The sequence below is a fragment of the Sphingomonas sp. UYP23 genome, from assembly GCF_054059235.1.
Genome location: NZ_JBSSBX010000001.1, coordinates 2,122,306 through 2,135,568, shown reverse-complemented (window position 1 = coordinate 2,135,568; position 13,263 = coordinate 2,122,306). Strand labels below are relative to the sequence as shown.

Genomic DNA, 13,263 nt, shown 5'->3' with positions numbered 1-13,263 from the left:
CGATCGCCGGTTTCAGCCGAACCAGCGCTTCGCCGAGAAATAGCCGATGATGCCGAGCGTGATCGTGATGCAGATCCCGCCGATCACGTCGAACGCCCAGGGTTCCTTGGCGAACGGCAGCCCTTCGACATTCATTCCGTAGAGCCCGGTCAGGAAGGTCAACGGCAGGAAGATCAACGCGACGATCGAGATCAGCAGCGAGCGCGAATCGATCTGTTCGGCGCGCAGGTCGGTCAACGCCTCATGCATCAACGCCGAGCGTTCGCGGATCGCCTCCAACTCCTCCGCCATGCGCGCGGCGCGATCGGCGGCGGAGGCGAGATGCAACCGGTCGTCGTCCTGCAGCCAGTCGCATGGCAGCGACGCGAGCTTTTCGAGCGCAGCGCGCTGTGGTGTCAGGAAGCGCCGATAGCCGATCGCGGCGACGCGCACCTTGGTCACGCCACGGCGCAGCTCGAACACCTTGTCGCCGTCGAGATCGGCTTCGCAATCGTCGAGGCTGTCGCCGAGATCGGCGACCTCGGGGTCGAGCTCCTCGGTGATCGCGACCGCGAACTCGGCGATCAAATCACCGGGATCGCGGATCGTGCCGCCTTCGATCTGCGTGATGACGTCGTCGACCGCGGTGACCGAGCGCCGCGTCACCGAAATCACCCGCCCCGCCATCGCCCAGATGCGCAGCGACGCGAGCGGGTCAGAGGTCGTCATCGCCTCGTTCGATCGACCGCGCAGATTGAGGAACGCGCCGTCGCCGAGCGCCTCGCAGCGCGGTCGCGACTCGCTCGTGGTCAGCGCATCGACGACATAGCCCGGGACCTTGGCGACATCGCTCAGCCACGCCTGCGCCTGCTCGTTATTGCTGGTGAGATGCACCCAGATGAGATCGCCCGGCGTCTCGAGCGCCTTGGCGATATCGACGCGTTCGGCCTTGCCGTCGGCGACCCGGTACGCAAATCCGCTCATGCCCATTCCACCCAAATCGTCAGCCCCGCTTCGCGCGTAACGGGCGGCGTATCGCAGAGGATCCGCACCGCATCGGCGCGCGCGCGGTCGAGGATCGCGGCGGGCGCGTGCGCAGGGGCATAGATCCGATCGGCAAGCGCGAGCGCGCGGGCCTCGCCGAGCGTCAGATCGTCGGGATCGGCCGAGCGCAGTCGCAGCGTGACGAGCCGGTCGATCGGTGCCGCGGGCGTCACCAGCCACGCCTCGACCGCCTCGGGCGGTGCCGCGAGCGGATCGAGCGCGCCTCCTTGCGCAAAAGCGGCGCCCAGCGCGCGGCGGCGCGTATCGAGCGCCGGGAACGCCAGCCGGATCGCGGCGCGCAACGCGTAGAGCCGGTCTGCCAGCGGGCCGAGCGTCGCCGGCAGCAATGCCTCGAGCCGCTGCCGCAGCGCCGCCGCCAGGCCAGCCGAGGCGCCGCCGGTGCCGATCGCGATCAGCACCGGGCTGCGGTCGATGATCGCGGGCAGCGTGAAATCGCAGTGATCGGGCCGGTCGACCGCATTGATCAGAACGCCGCGCGCCTTGAGCCGGGCGATCGCCGCCTGTGCCTCGGCCTCGTCCTCGATCGCGACCACCGCGAGCGCGGCGCTCGCCTCCTCGCCGACGATCACCGCACCCGCGCGTTCGAGCAGCCGTCGCTTCGCATCGGCCGGCTCGCCCGCGCCGAGCAGCATCACCGGCCGCCCCGCCATCCGCACGAACAGCGGAAGGCTGTGCAGGCTCACGGCTTCAACCAGTCCGGAATGCGCTCGGCCGCGAGGATCGTCTCGGGCAGGATCCGGTCGGCGACGACCGCGAAGCGATCGCCATCGACGAGCACTTCGGGCACCAAAGCGCGGCTGTTATAGGTCGAGGCCATCGTTGCGCCATACGCGCCCGCGGTGCGGAAGATGGCGAGGTCGCCGCTCTCCACCGCATCGATGTCGCGCGCCATCGCGAAGGTGTCGCCGCTTTCGCATACCGGGCCGGCGATGTTGGCGGTCATGCGCGCGCCCGTCGGCTCGACCGCAACGAAATCGTGCCACGCGTCGTACATTGCCGGGCGCGCGAGATCGTTCATCGCGGCATCGACGATGACATAGGGGTTGATGGCACCGGGCTTGACCCAGATCACCTTGGTCAGCAGCACGCCGGCATTGCCCGCGATCACCCGGCCGGGCTCGAACATCAGCCGCACGTCCCACCCCTTGGTGACACGCGCGACCATCGCGCCATATTCAGCGGGGGTGGGGAAGACCTCGCCCGCGCGGTACGGTACGCCGAGCCCGCCGCCGAGATCGACGCGCTCGATCGGGTGGCCAGCGGCGCGCAGCTCGGCGACGAGCGCGCCGATCCGCGCATAGGCCGCCTCGAGCGGCGCAAGCTCGCTCAGCTGGCTGCCGATATGGATCGCCACGCCACGCAGCGCGAGCCCCGGCAAACCGGCGAGCCGCGCGAAGATAGCGGGCGCCTGATCGATCGGCACGCCGAACTTGTTCTCGCGCTTGCCGGTCGAGATCTTCGCATGCGTCCCGGCGTCGACATCGGGATTCACGCGCAAAGTGGCATCAGCGCGCATCCCGCGCGCCGCGGCGAGCCCGGCTAGGACGACGCCCTCCTCCTCGAGCTCGAGGTTGAACTGGCCGAGCCCGACATCGAGCGCCGTCGACAGTTCGGCGACCGTCTTGCCGACGCCGGAGAACACCACGTCCTTCGCCGGGATCCCCGCCGCGAGCGCCCGCGCCAGCTCGCCGCCCGACACGACGTCGGCGCCATAGCCCATCCGCGCGAGCACGCGCAGCACCGCAAGATTGGGGTTGGCCTTGATCGCATAAGCGAGATGCACGTCCCCTGCCCCCGCAAGGCCCTCGCGGAAGACGCGCGCATGGCGTTCGAAGGTCGCGGTCGAATAGACATAGACGGGCGTGCCGACCGCCTCGGCGATCGCCGCGAGCGGCACGTCCTCGCAGTGCAGCGCGCCGTCGACGAGCGAGAAATGATCCATCGAATGAAAGCCTGTCAGTTGGGAGGCGGAAGGCTGAACTCGTCGCTCCGGCGTTCCGCGGAATTGGTGAGCACCTCGTCGCTGCGCAGCGGCCGTTCCTGGTTGGTCGGTTTGAGCAGCTGGGCGGCGGTCGGCGTCTCTTTGGCGCCGTACGGCGCGACGGGGAGCGATTTCCCCTCGGCCGGTTTCAAGCTCGACGCGGCACCGCATCCGGCGAGCAGCAGGGCCGCGCAAAACCCCAGAGCCAGACCGTGTTTCATGCCGTCTCTCCCGAACGTGCCGCGGCGATCGCGGCGCGGACGCGGACCGGCGCGGTGCCGCCGAAACTGACGCGGCTGGCGACCGACGCATCGACCGACAGCACGTCGTAGACGCGCTCGTCGATTCGGCTGTCGATCGCCTGCAGCGCGGTGAGCGGCAGCGCATCGAGCTTGAGCCCGAGCGCCTCGGCGCGCGCCACCGCCTGGCCGGTGATGTGATGCGCCTCGCGGAACGGCACGCCCGCTTCGCGCACCAGCCAGTCGGCGAGATCGGTCGCGGTGGCGAAGCCCGCTTCGGCCACTTCGCGCATCCGCGGCGTGCGGAACGTCGCGCTTTCGACCATCCCGGTCATCGCGGCGATCGACAGGCCGAGCAGATCGTGCGCCTCGAACACCGGCGGCTTGTCGTCCTGCATGTCCTTCGAATAGGCGAGCGGCAGGCCCTTCATCGTCACCATCAGAGCGGTCATGCAGCCGAGGATACGCCCCGAATGGCCGCGCACCAGCTCTGCCGCATCAGGATTGCGCTTCTGCGGCATGATCGAGCTGCCGGTCGACCATTGATCCGACAGCGCGACGAAGCCGAACGGCTGCGACGCCCACAGCACGAACTCCTCGGCGAGCCGCGACAGATGCAGCGAACATTGCGTCGCGCAGGTCAGATATTCGATCGCGAAGTCGCGGTCGGACACGCCGTCGAGCGAGTTGCGCGTCGGGCCGTCGAAACCGAGCGCCGCCGCGGTCATCTCGCGGTCGATCGGAAAGCCGGTGCCCGCGAGCGCCGCCGAGCCGAGCGGCGACAGGTTCATCCGCTTGCGCGCGTCGGCAAAGCGGCTGCGGTCGCGCGCGATCATCTCGTGATACGCCATCAGATGATGGCCGAGCGTGACCGGCTGCGCGCTCTGCAGATGCGTGAAGCCGGGCATCACGCTGTCGGCATGCTCCTCGGCGCGCGTCAACAGCGCGTCCTGGAAGGCGGCGAGCGCGGTCTCGACCTCGTCGATCGCATCGCGCACCCACAGCTTGAAATCGGTTGCGACCTGATCGTTGCGCGAGCGCGCGGTGTGAAGCCGCCCGGCGACCGGGCCGATCGCCGCGGCGAGCCGCGACTCGCTCTGCATGTGAATATCTTCGAGCGCCATGTCCTCGGCAACGCCGTGCGCCTCGTAATGCGCCGCGACCACGTCGAGACCCGCGGAAATCGCCGATGCATCGGCGGGCGCAACGATTCCGGTCGCGCCGAGCATCGCGACATGCGCCTTCGACCCGGCGATGTCCTGCCGCCAGAGCCGCTTGTCGAACGGGATCGAGGCATTTATCGACCGCATGACCGCGGCCGGACCCTCGGCGAAGCGCCCACCCCACATCGCATTGGACGTGCCCATGTTGTTTCGCTCGGTGATCGCTTCGGTCCTGCTGCTCGTGCTTGCCGGGTGCGATAAGCAAGTCTCGTCCAACGGGCAAGCGGAGGTCGCCGCCAATACGTCCACGCCCGCCGCCCCGGCCGAGACCAGCAAGATCGATCGCAGCCACACGGGCGAGGGCGCGCCGACCATCAGCTTCGAGGATCCGGCGGGCAAGAAGACCAGCCTCGCGGCGTTCAAGGGCAAGCCGCTGCTCGTCAATCTGTGGGCGACGTGGTGCGGTCCGTGCGTCAAGGAGATGCCGACGCTCGATAAGGCCGCCGCGACGATCGCCGTCGTGCCGATCAGCCAGGACAAGGACCGCCCGACCGTCGCCGCCTTCTTCGCCAAGGAGAAGTTCACGCGGCTCCAGCCGTATCTCGACAAGGAGCTCGGCTTCAGCCTGGCGTACAACGCCAGCCTGCCGATGAGCATCCTGTTCGATTCGACCGGCAAGGAAGTATGGCGCAGCACGGGCGGGATGGACTGGACGAGCGCCGCCGCCAAGGCCGCGCTCGCCGAGGCGAAGTAACATGGCCGATCTCGCGATCCTCTACGAGCATCCCGCCTGGTTCACCCCGCTGTTCGCCGCGCTCGACCGGCGCGGCGTCGATTATGTCGCGGTCACGCCCGACGGCGCGTTCGACCCCGCAGATACGACCCCGCCGGCGCGGCTGGTGTTCAACCGCATCGCGATGTCGAGCTTCCTGCGCGCGAGCGAACATCCGATTTTCTATGCGACCGCGCTGCTCGACCATTGGCGGCGCGGCGGCGCTACGATCGTCAACGGGCCCGAAGTGCTCGCGATCGATTCGTCGAAGGCGCGGCAATTGTCGCTGATCGCGGGGCTCGGCCTCGCGATTCCGGCGACGCGCGTCGTCCACCGCGCGGCCGACGTCGTCGCGGCGGCACAGGCGATCGGCTTTCCGCTCGTGGTGAAGGCCAATATCGGCGGATCGGGTGCGGGGATCACGCGCTTCGATAATCTCGCCGAGCTGCGCTACGCGGTCGAGGCGAGCGAATTGCCGAGCAGCGTCGACGGCGTGCTGCTGGTGCAGGATTACGTTCCCGCGCGCGACGGGCGTGTCACGCGGATCGAGACGCTCGACCGCACATTCCTCTACGCGCTCGATATCGCCGGCGGCGGCGCGTTCGATCTGTGCCCGGCGGACGCCTGCGTCGATGACGCCGCGCCGATCGCGATGGTCGCGACCGACCCCGGCCCCGCCCTGCGTGACGCCGCCGAGCGGATCGCGCAGGCGGTCGATCTCGACGTCGGCGGGATCGAGGTGATGATCGACGATCGCGACGGGACACCGCGCTTCTACGACATCAACGCGCTGTCGAACTTCGTCGCCAAGCCGCACGATGTGCTGGGCTATGATCCGCACGACCAGCTCGTCGACTATCTCCTAGCCCGACTCGAGGCCCTGTGATGCGCTACGGTTTCTGGATGCCGGTGTTCGGTGGCTGGCTGCGCAACGTGGCCGACGAGCCCGACGCGAGCTGGGCCTATGCCAAGCGCCTCACGCAGCGCGCCGAAAAGATCGGCTACGATCTCACGCTGATCGCCGAGCTCAACCTCAACGACATCAAGGGCATCGAGCAGCCCGCGCTCGACGCCTGGTCGACCGCCGCCGCGCTCGCCGCGGTGACCGAGACGATCGAGCTGATGGTCGCGGTGCGCCCGAACTTCCATCACCCGGCTTTGTTCGCCAAGGCGGCGGCGAATATCGACCAGATCTCGGGCGGGCGGCTCGCGCTCAACGTCGTCTCCTCGTGGTGGGCCGACGAAGCCAAGCAATACGGCCTGCAGTTCGACCAGCATGACGATCGCTACGCGCGCACCGACGAATGGCTGCAGGTCGTCGACGGGCTGTGGAACGAGCAGCGTTTCGACTTCACCGGCCAGTTCTACCAGACCGAACAGGCGATCTGCGCGCCCAAGCCGGCGCACAAGCCCGTCGTCTATGCCGGCGGCGAGAGCGAGAAGGCCAAGGCGATGATCGCCGCCCGCTGCGACGCCTATGTCATGCACGGCGACCCCGTCGAGGCGATCGCGCCCAAGATCGCCGACATGGCGGCACGGCGCGCGGCGGTCGGCGGCGCGCCGATGCAGTACGGCATGGCCGCCTACGCGATCGTCCGCGACAGCGAGGCCGAAGCGCGGCGCGAACTCGCGCGGATCACAACCGTCACCGATCTGCCCGCGGGCTATGCCAATTTCGACCAATGGCTGTCGGGCACGCAGCTGGAGCGCGAGATGAAGCTGCAGGAATATGCGGTGTCGAACCGCGGGTTGCGGCCCAATCTGGTCGGCACGCCCGAGCAGCTGAAGGAGCGGATCGCCGAATATGAGGCGGCGGGGCTCGACCTGCTCTTGCTCCAGATGAGCCCGCAGGAAGAAGAGATGGAGCGCTTCGCCGCGCAGGTGATGGGGACGGTCGCGGACTAGCGCCCGCCCTCCCACGTCACCCCGGGCTCGTCCCGGGGTCCACCGTGCCGCACACGCACCGGCCGCAGTGCGCGCGGCCCGGTGGACCCCGGGACAAGCCCGGGGTGACGGCTGAGTGTCGCTAGCCCTCAGATACAGCGCGAGTCGCGCTCCGGAGCCCCGGCGCCACGCGTCTTCCACTGGCCATCGGGCCCCTTGTACTTCTCGCCCGGCGCGGTCTGGCCGATCAGATTGCAGCCGCTGGTAAAGGCGAATTGCTCGACCGTGGCGCCCGAGCTCGCGCTCTGCTGGGTATAAGCGGCCTTGCGCTGGATATTGATGTTGTTGACCAGCGCGCGCACCTCGGAGCTCGCGCTGCCGACCACGCCGAGATAGCCATCGGGCTGCTCGCCGACCTCGCCCGCCGAGCGCGCCGCCTGATAGGCCGGGTTGCGCTGCGCCAGCGCCGCTGCCGAACTGCCGAGCAACGCGATCGCCGCGACCATCTTCAAGACCATGCGTGCCATCAGAAAATCCCCGGGTTGGACTGGATCAAACTCTTCGCCTGACCATCGAGACGATAGACCACTTCCTGCGTCACGCTGATGTTCAGGTTGATGACGATCGGCTTGTCGGGCGCGCTCACCGTGACGCAGCCGCCCGGCACCCAACACACCGCCAGCGCGGTCAGCTTCATCATCCTGCTCATCGCGGCCGTGGTCGGTCGATCTGCGGTCTTCGTCAATGCTGTTTCGGTCATGGCACGATCCTGCTGTCGGAAGGCTGAATGGGGGATGGAGCGGGCGGCGCGGCGCGCTTGCTCTGCTCCTCGAGCAAGGCGGGCAGGTTGCGCTGAATAAGGCGCCGCGGATCATAGAAACTCTGCGCCGAATCGATCAGCTGGCGGAACGGCGCGGTGATCTTGACGTTGAACACCAGCGGCAGCTTCTGCAGCCGGTCGAACAGGAAGTTGCGCTTGGCACCCGCGCCCTGCCCGATCCCGGCAAAGCGCACCTCGGTGATCATCTCACCCGCGAGCGGACCGTTCATCACGATCTCCAGACTGCGATAGCGCAGCGATTTGAGCGCCTGGAACGCAAAATTGCCCCAGAAGCCGACATCCTTCTGCGTCACCTCGCCGACATAGGCGACCGTGCCGCCGCCCGGCCGGACGGTGAGCGTCCCCCGCTCGATCCGCCCGCCCGTCGCATCGAACACCATCGGCAGCGCCCCATCGAACACGCCGGTCGCGTTCAGGTTCTTGAAGTCGAATTGCTGGAGGAACTGGTCGGCCTGCATCCCGTCGACCCTGAAGGTCAGGCGCCGTTCCTGCGCGGTGCCGAAATCGAGCACCGTCGGCTCGAGCGTCAACGTGCCTTGTGCGAACGGCCAGCGTCCCTGCTCGACCGCGATCCGCGTGCCGCGCAGCAATTGATAGCGCACCACGCCGTCATTGACCGCGATCCCCGGGTTGAGCGTCTTGATCGTCGCGACCTGCCCCGGCGCGCTTTCGAGCGCGAGCAGGTCGGTGAAGCGGATCTCGCCCGCAATCCCCGTCGCCGGGCCGAACGCGGCAGCGAGATCGGTGCCGGGGGTGCGGAACACGCCGTCGCTTGTCACGCCTTGCGGCGTCCAGCGGATATGGCCTGCGCCCGACACCGTGCCGACGACATTGGCGATCACGCCAAAGGTCAGCCGCGTCAGCTGGTCGGGCTGGAATTGCGGCCCGAAGGTAAATTCGGGAACGGTGAGATCGGCATGGCCTGCGCCGGCCCCAAGATCGTGCGCGATCGCGACGTCGGCGATCCTGATGGCCTTGGTCGGTTCGAACAGCGTGCCGGTCGCGGTGATCGCGTTCCCCACGAGCGTCAGCGCGACGCTGCGCGCCGCGAGCGGCTTGAAGCGCGGGTCGGCCGCGCTGTCGGCGACCATCAGGCCGCCATCGAGCGCCAGCCGATTCGCCACGAATCGCCAGTTTCCGGCGGCCGATGACAGCAGGAGCGGCACGGCACCGATCTGGCCACCCGCGCCGTCGAAGCTGCCCGCCAACCCCGCAGCCGTCAGGCTGCCGCCAAGCGTCGCAACGTCGAGTCGCGTCTCCCGCTCGGGCGTCCCGATGCGAACGCCCAGCCCCGCGGCGGTGAAGCGCCGCGCACCCAGCAGCCATTCGCCATGCTCGAGCGTAATGCCGACCGGCGCCGCACCGAGCCGACCGGCGAGCCGGACCGGTCCGATCGTCCCACCCCCGCGCATCGCGCCCCGCTCGAGCCGGAACAGCGCCCCGTCGCGCGGGCACAGCGTGACGCTCGACCGCGGCAGATCGAGCCCGCCCGTCTGCAGCCGCTCGAATGCCAGCGGCGCGCAGGCGGGGTTGAGCGTCATCCGCGCACCGCCGTCCCAGCGCGCATCGAGCGGCAGGCTGAGCGCGGTCACCTTGCCGGTGCCGATCGGCCCGCTGAGCGCGACCCGCGTCGTGATGTGGGTCGCACCGGTGCCGGTCGCGGTAAAATCGATCGGCGACAGTGCCAATCGTGCGCGGTCCGCGCCATACGGCGCGACGATCACGCGTCCAGTCAGCGGCGCGCCGAACCCGGCCTGCCGCAGGCGGAACCGAGCGCTCGGCAAGCCGCCACCGCTCAACGTCCCGCTGCTGTCGACGCGCACGCCGCCCGGCCAGCGATACAAAACACCGTCCCCACCCGCGAGCGTCGCGCGCGCCCCCGACGCCGCCGCAAAGGCGAGGCGTGACAGGATAACTTGCCCGCGCCCCGCATTGACGATCGTCGAAAAGCGCGCGTCGAGGTCGCCCGACACCGCCGCCGCGCGCAGCGCATCGACCGCTCGTGCGACGATCGGCCCGGCGGGTGTCCCCGCCCCCGCATCACGCCATGGATTGAGCCGCGCACGCCACGCTGGCGGCAGTCGCGCACCACCGGCTTGGGCGCGCCCATCGAACGCAAAACCGCCGGCCGCATAGCGATAGCGCCCGGCGAGCGCGGTCCGCGACGCGGTAATCCCGGCGGCCGCACCGTCGCCAGCGTGCAGATCGACGCGTCCCCCAAGATCATTGCCAGACCCGGCAAAATCGACCGTCCCAGCCACCGCCCGCAGCGTCGCCCCGCCGCCCTCGAGCGCCGCGATCGCCAACCGGGCCGATCCCTGACCGCTATCGAGCCGCGCCGCGAGCGTGGCCGACAAATCCGCCCGCGCCGAACGGACCCGCGCCCCACCGCAGTCGCCACGCGCAAGCGTGACGGGCCCAGCCAAGCTCGGCCGCGCATCGCGAATCTGCACCTGCAACACCGCATCGATCGCATCGAGGTGGCAATCGCCGAGATCGAGCCGCGGCGCCGCGGCGCCGAGCGTCCCTGCAAAGCCGTCATCGAGCCGCCCCGCCCCGGTCAGATGCAAGACGACCGGACCATGCGGCGTCGCCAGGTCGATCCGACCATCCGCGACGCCCAGGTCGATCGCGGGAAGCGCGAACGGCTTGCCCGACGGCGCCGGCAACAGCCGATCGATCACCCCGAACGAGACCTTCCCGCCCGCAAGCGTCGCGCGCAGCGCGACAACACCCACGCGTATCGCCGTGACACGCGCGCCGGTGAACCCGAGGCTGGTATCGACCTCGACCCAATCCGCGCGCAGATCAGGGCGGCGCGGGTCGCCGATGCGAAGGTCGGTCAGCCGCTGCGTGCGCAACCCGATTCGTTCGATCTCGTAGCGCGCAGGGATTCCGCGGGCGGCGAGCGCATCGTCGATGAAATGTTCGGCAACGGGTTTGCGGGCCAGCCACAAGGTCGCAAGGATCGCCGCGAGCAGCACGACCACCGCGGCCGCCAGCCGCCAGTAGCGTCGGCGGCGGTGCGGCGGCGCTGCCTCTGCAACCGCCGCTGCGCTGGGGACACCGTCAGTCACGCCCCACCCCTATTGCGCGGGGCGATCGGCCGCAAGCCGTGGTGGCGGCCGACGCAGAAGCGGAAAGGTTTGGAAGTGGCTGGATGCCCCGTGAGGATTCGAACCTCAATAGGCGGTATCAGAAACCGCAGTCTTACCATTAGACGACGGGGCATCAGCAGGGCGTGGGCCGGGCCGCGATCTACGGGGGTGCGCGGTGGCTGTCAACTGACCGCGTGACATCGCGTGCCGGATCGCTTGCCGCTCGTCAGGGCTTGAGCTAGGATTGCCGCCAAGCACCGAACGGCGCGCCATCCGGCGAGCCGCGACGGCAGAACAGAATAAGCGAGTATCACGGCATGGCGGATCGATCGCCGGATGTGCCGTACCGGCAGGGAAAACCTGCCCGTTCGGCGCCGTCCAACGGCAAGCCCCCCGGCCGGCCGCCGGCCGCCAAGCCCCAGGCGGCGCGCGGCGGCGCAGCGCGTGGTCGCGAACCGCGGCATTTTGCCGCGCTCGATCTCGGCACCAACAATTGTCGTCTGCTGATCGCGCGACCGCAGGGCGACGGCTTCGCAGTGATCGATGCCTTTTCGCGAATCGTTCGGCTCGGCGAAGGGCTCGCCGGATCGGGGCGGCTGAGCGATGCCGCGATCGACCGCACGATCGCCGCGCTCAAGATCTGTGCCGACAAGCTGCGCCGCCGCAACGTCACACTGTCGCGCGCGGTCGCGACCGAGGCGTGCCGCCGCGCGAGCAACGGCGCCGATTTCATCGCACGCGCTTATGCCGAAACGGGGATTCTGCTCGACATCATCACCGCCGAGGAAGAGGCGCGGCTTGCTGTCCTGGGGTGCCACTCGCTGATCGAGCCGGGCGAAGACCCGGCCCTGGTCTTCGATATCGGCGGCGGATCGACCGAATTGGTGCTCGTCGACACGCGCGCCGAGACGCCGCGCGTGCTCGACTGGCACAGCGCGCCGTGGGGTGTGGTCTCGCTGACCGAAAGCGCCGGCCACGGGCCGCCCGGGCAGGACGGCGGCGCCGAAGGGCGTGCCGCGTCCTATGCCGCGATGCGCAGCCTCGTTACCGCGAGCATGGCGCCGTTCGCCGCGCGTCTGCCGCGCGGGATCCCGGTGCCGCGCCTGCTCGGGACGTCGGGGACGGTGACGACCCTCGCCAGTGTCCATCTCGGGCTCACGCACTACGACCGCGCTCAGGTCGACGGGCTGATCGTCCCCGCCGCCGCGATGCGCCGGATCAGCAGCGACCTTGCCGGCATGGATCTGCGCGAGCGCGCGCAATTGCCGTGCATCGGCACCGAGCGCGCCGATCTTGTCGTCGCCGGCTGCGCGATCCTCGAGACGATTATGGATTTATGGCCGGCCGAACGGCTCGGCATTGCCGATCGCGGAATCCGCGAAGGCATTCTCCGGCGATTGATGGGAAGTACGGCATGAGCAACGACGGCGGCGGACTGCGCGTCCGCGTCAAGACCGCGCGCAAGCGCACCGCGCAATCGACGCGCTGGCTCGAGCGCCAGCTCAACGATCCCTACGTCAAGCGCGCCAAGGCCGACGGCTTCCGCAGCCGCGCGGCGTACAAGCTGAGCGAGCTCGACGAGCGCTTCGGCTTCCTAAAGGGCAAGCGCCGCGTCGTCGATCTCGGGCTCGCGCCGGGTGGCTGGGCGCAGGTCGTGCGGCGCCAGGTGCCCAAGGCGGCGATCGTCGGGATCGATCTGCTGCCGGTCGATCCGATCGAGGGGGTGACGATCCTCCAGCTCGATTTCATGGACGATGTCGCGCCTGAGCGGCTGATGGCAGGTCTGGGCGGGACGCCCGATCTGGTGCTGTCGGACATGGCGGCGAACACCGTCGGTCACCCGCAGACCGATGCGTTGCGCACGATGGGGCTGGTCGAGGCGGCGCTGGCGTTCGCGATCGACGTGCTCGAGCCGGGCGGTGCGTTCGTCGGCAAGGTGTTCGCGGGCGGCGCGGATACGGCGCTCGTCGCCGAGATGAAGCGCAACTTTACGACCGTGAAGCACGCCAAGCCTCCGGCCTCGCGCAAAGCGTCGAGCGAGTGGTATGTGGTGGCACAGGGATTCAAGGGTCGGGCGAAGACCGGACCGATCAGCACCGACGACGAAGACGCGTAACGGCGTCTCGTAACCGCTCCCCGCGCAAAGGCCGGAGGGCGGGAATGGCGATGAGCTACGAAGGGGGTCACGCCGTGGCAAAGCCACGTTGTCGGCCGACACGCGTGGGGACAAGCCCGCGCGGT

The 13,263-nt window shown here is 69.1% G+C and carries 13 protein-coding genes and 1 tRNA gene; 5 read left to right on the top strand and 9 right to left on the bottom strand.

Annotated features, from left to right (window positions below):
- Positions 1 to 12: 12 nt before the first annotated feature.
- From ACVWYO_RS10560 to argH, 5 genes are read right to left on the bottom strand one after another with little or no spacing between them, the layout of a single operon-like run.
- Positions 13 to 963: a zinc transporter ZntB gene (locus tag ACVWYO_RS10560; protein WP_457350583.1), complete on the bottom strand. Its 951-nt coding sequence runs from the start codon at positions 961 to 963 to the stop codon at positions 13 to 15.
- Entirely contained in the window at positions 960 to 1,727 is a 768-nt protein-coding gene (locus tag ACVWYO_RS10555; protein WP_457350581.1) for a precorrin-2 dehydrogenase/sirohydrochlorin ferrochelatase family protein, read from the bottom strand. Before ACVWYO_RS10555 ends, ACVWYO_RS10560 begins: the two co-directional genes overlap by 4 nt.
- Complete coding sequence (gene lysA / locus ACVWYO_RS10550) at positions 1,724 to 2,986, bottom strand: diaminopimelate decarboxylase (RefSeq protein WP_457350579.1); 1,263 nt, start codon at positions 2,984 to 2,986, stop codon at positions 1,724 to 1,726. The genes ACVWYO_RS10555 and lysA overlap by 4 nt, the downstream gene beginning before the upstream one ends.
- A 14-nt stretch (positions 2,987 to 3,000) precedes the next feature.
- The gene (locus ACVWYO_RS10545; protein ID WP_457350577.1) at positions 3,001 to 3,246 is read right to left on the bottom strand and encodes a hypothetical protein; all 246 of its coding nucleotides are present in this window, start codon (positions 3,244 to 3,246) and stop codon (positions 3,001 to 3,003) included.
- Positions 3,243 to 4,613, bottom strand: a complete 1,371-nt coding sequence (gene argH, locus ACVWYO_RS10540) for an argininosuccinate lyase (protein ID WP_457354945.1) — start codon at positions 4,611 to 4,613, stop codon at positions 3,243 to 3,245. The genes ACVWYO_RS10545 and argH overlap by 4 nt, the downstream gene beginning before the upstream one ends.
- A 16-nt stretch (positions 4,614 to 4,629) precedes the next feature.
- Here argH and ACVWYO_RS10535 point away from each other — a divergent pair, with 16 nt between their 5' ends.
- Genes ACVWYO_RS10535 through ACVWYO_RS10525 form a run of 3 tightly spaced genes read left to right on the top strand, consistent with a single transcriptional unit; the run spans position 4,630 to position 7,104 of the window.
- The gene (locus tag ACVWYO_RS10535; protein WP_457350575.1) at positions 4,630 to 5,181 is read left to right on the top strand and encodes a TlpA family protein disulfide reductase; all 552 of its coding nucleotides are present in this window, start codon (positions 4,630 to 4,632) and stop codon (positions 5,179 to 5,181) included.
- A 1-nt stretch (position 5,182) separates the two neighbouring features.
- Positions 5,183 to 6,085, top strand: coding sequence for an ATP-grasp domain-containing protein (locus ACVWYO_RS10530; RefSeq protein ID WP_457350573.1), 903 nt, complete (start codon positions 5,183 to 5,185; stop codon positions 6,083 to 6,085).
- Positions 6,085 to 7,104 (top strand): LLM class flavin-dependent oxidoreductase, encoded by a 1,020-nt coding sequence (locus ACVWYO_RS10525; RefSeq protein ID WP_457350571.1) that lies wholly within the window; start codon positions 6,085 to 6,087, stop codon positions 7,102 to 7,104. The genes ACVWYO_RS10530 and ACVWYO_RS10525 overlap by 1 nt, the downstream gene beginning before the upstream one ends.
- Before the next feature lie 128 nt (positions 7,105 to 7,232).
- On the opposite strand, the gene ACVWYO_RS10520 is transcribed toward ACVWYO_RS10525, so the two are convergent.
- The 4 genes from ACVWYO_RS10520 to ACVWYO_RS10505 all read right to left on the bottom strand — a co-directional run bounded on the left by ACVWYO_RS10520 (position 7,233) and on the right by ACVWYO_RS10505 (position 11,155).
- A complete protein-coding gene (locus ACVWYO_RS10520) occupies positions 7,233 to 7,610 on the bottom strand; it encodes a YdbL family protein (protein ID WP_457350569.1) in 378 nt (125 codons plus the stop codon).
- Positions 7,610 to 7,843 (bottom strand): YnbE family lipoprotein, encoded by a 234-nt coding sequence (locus tag ACVWYO_RS10515; protein WP_457350567.1) that lies wholly within the window; start codon positions 7,841 to 7,843, stop codon positions 7,610 to 7,612. Before ACVWYO_RS10515 ends, ACVWYO_RS10520 begins: the two co-directional genes overlap by 1 nt.
- The gene (locus ACVWYO_RS10510; protein ID WP_457350565.1) at positions 7,840 to 11,001 is read right to left on the bottom strand and encodes an intermembrane phospholipid transport protein YdbH family protein; all 3,162 of its coding nucleotides are present in this window, start codon (positions 10,999 to 11,001) and stop codon (positions 7,840 to 7,842) included. Before ACVWYO_RS10510 ends, ACVWYO_RS10515 begins: the two co-directional genes overlap by 4 nt.
- 80 nt (positions 11,002 to 11,081) lie before the next feature.
- A tRNA-Gln gene (locus tag ACVWYO_RS10505) sits at positions 11,082 to 11,155 on the bottom strand.
- A gap of 184 nt (positions 11,156 to 11,339) precedes the next feature.
- Here ACVWYO_RS10505 and ACVWYO_RS10500 point away from each other — a divergent pair.
- Both ACVWYO_RS10500 and ACVWYO_RS10495 read left to right on the top strand, forming a co-directional pair.
- Positions 11,340 to 12,440 (top strand): Ppx/GppA phosphatase family protein, encoded by a 1,101-nt coding sequence (locus tag ACVWYO_RS10500; RefSeq protein WP_457350563.1) that lies wholly within the window; start codon positions 11,340 to 11,342, stop codon positions 12,438 to 12,440.
- Positions 12,437 to 13,138 carry an RlmE family RNA methyltransferase gene (locus ACVWYO_RS10495; protein ID WP_457350561.1) on the top strand — a complete coding sequence of 234 codons (702 nt, stop codon included), beginning with the start codon at positions 12,437 to 12,439 and terminating at the stop codon, positions 13,136 to 13,138. Before ACVWYO_RS10500 ends, ACVWYO_RS10495 begins: the two co-directional genes overlap by 4 nt.
- The last annotated feature ends 125 nt before the right edge of the window (positions 13,139 to 13,263 follow it).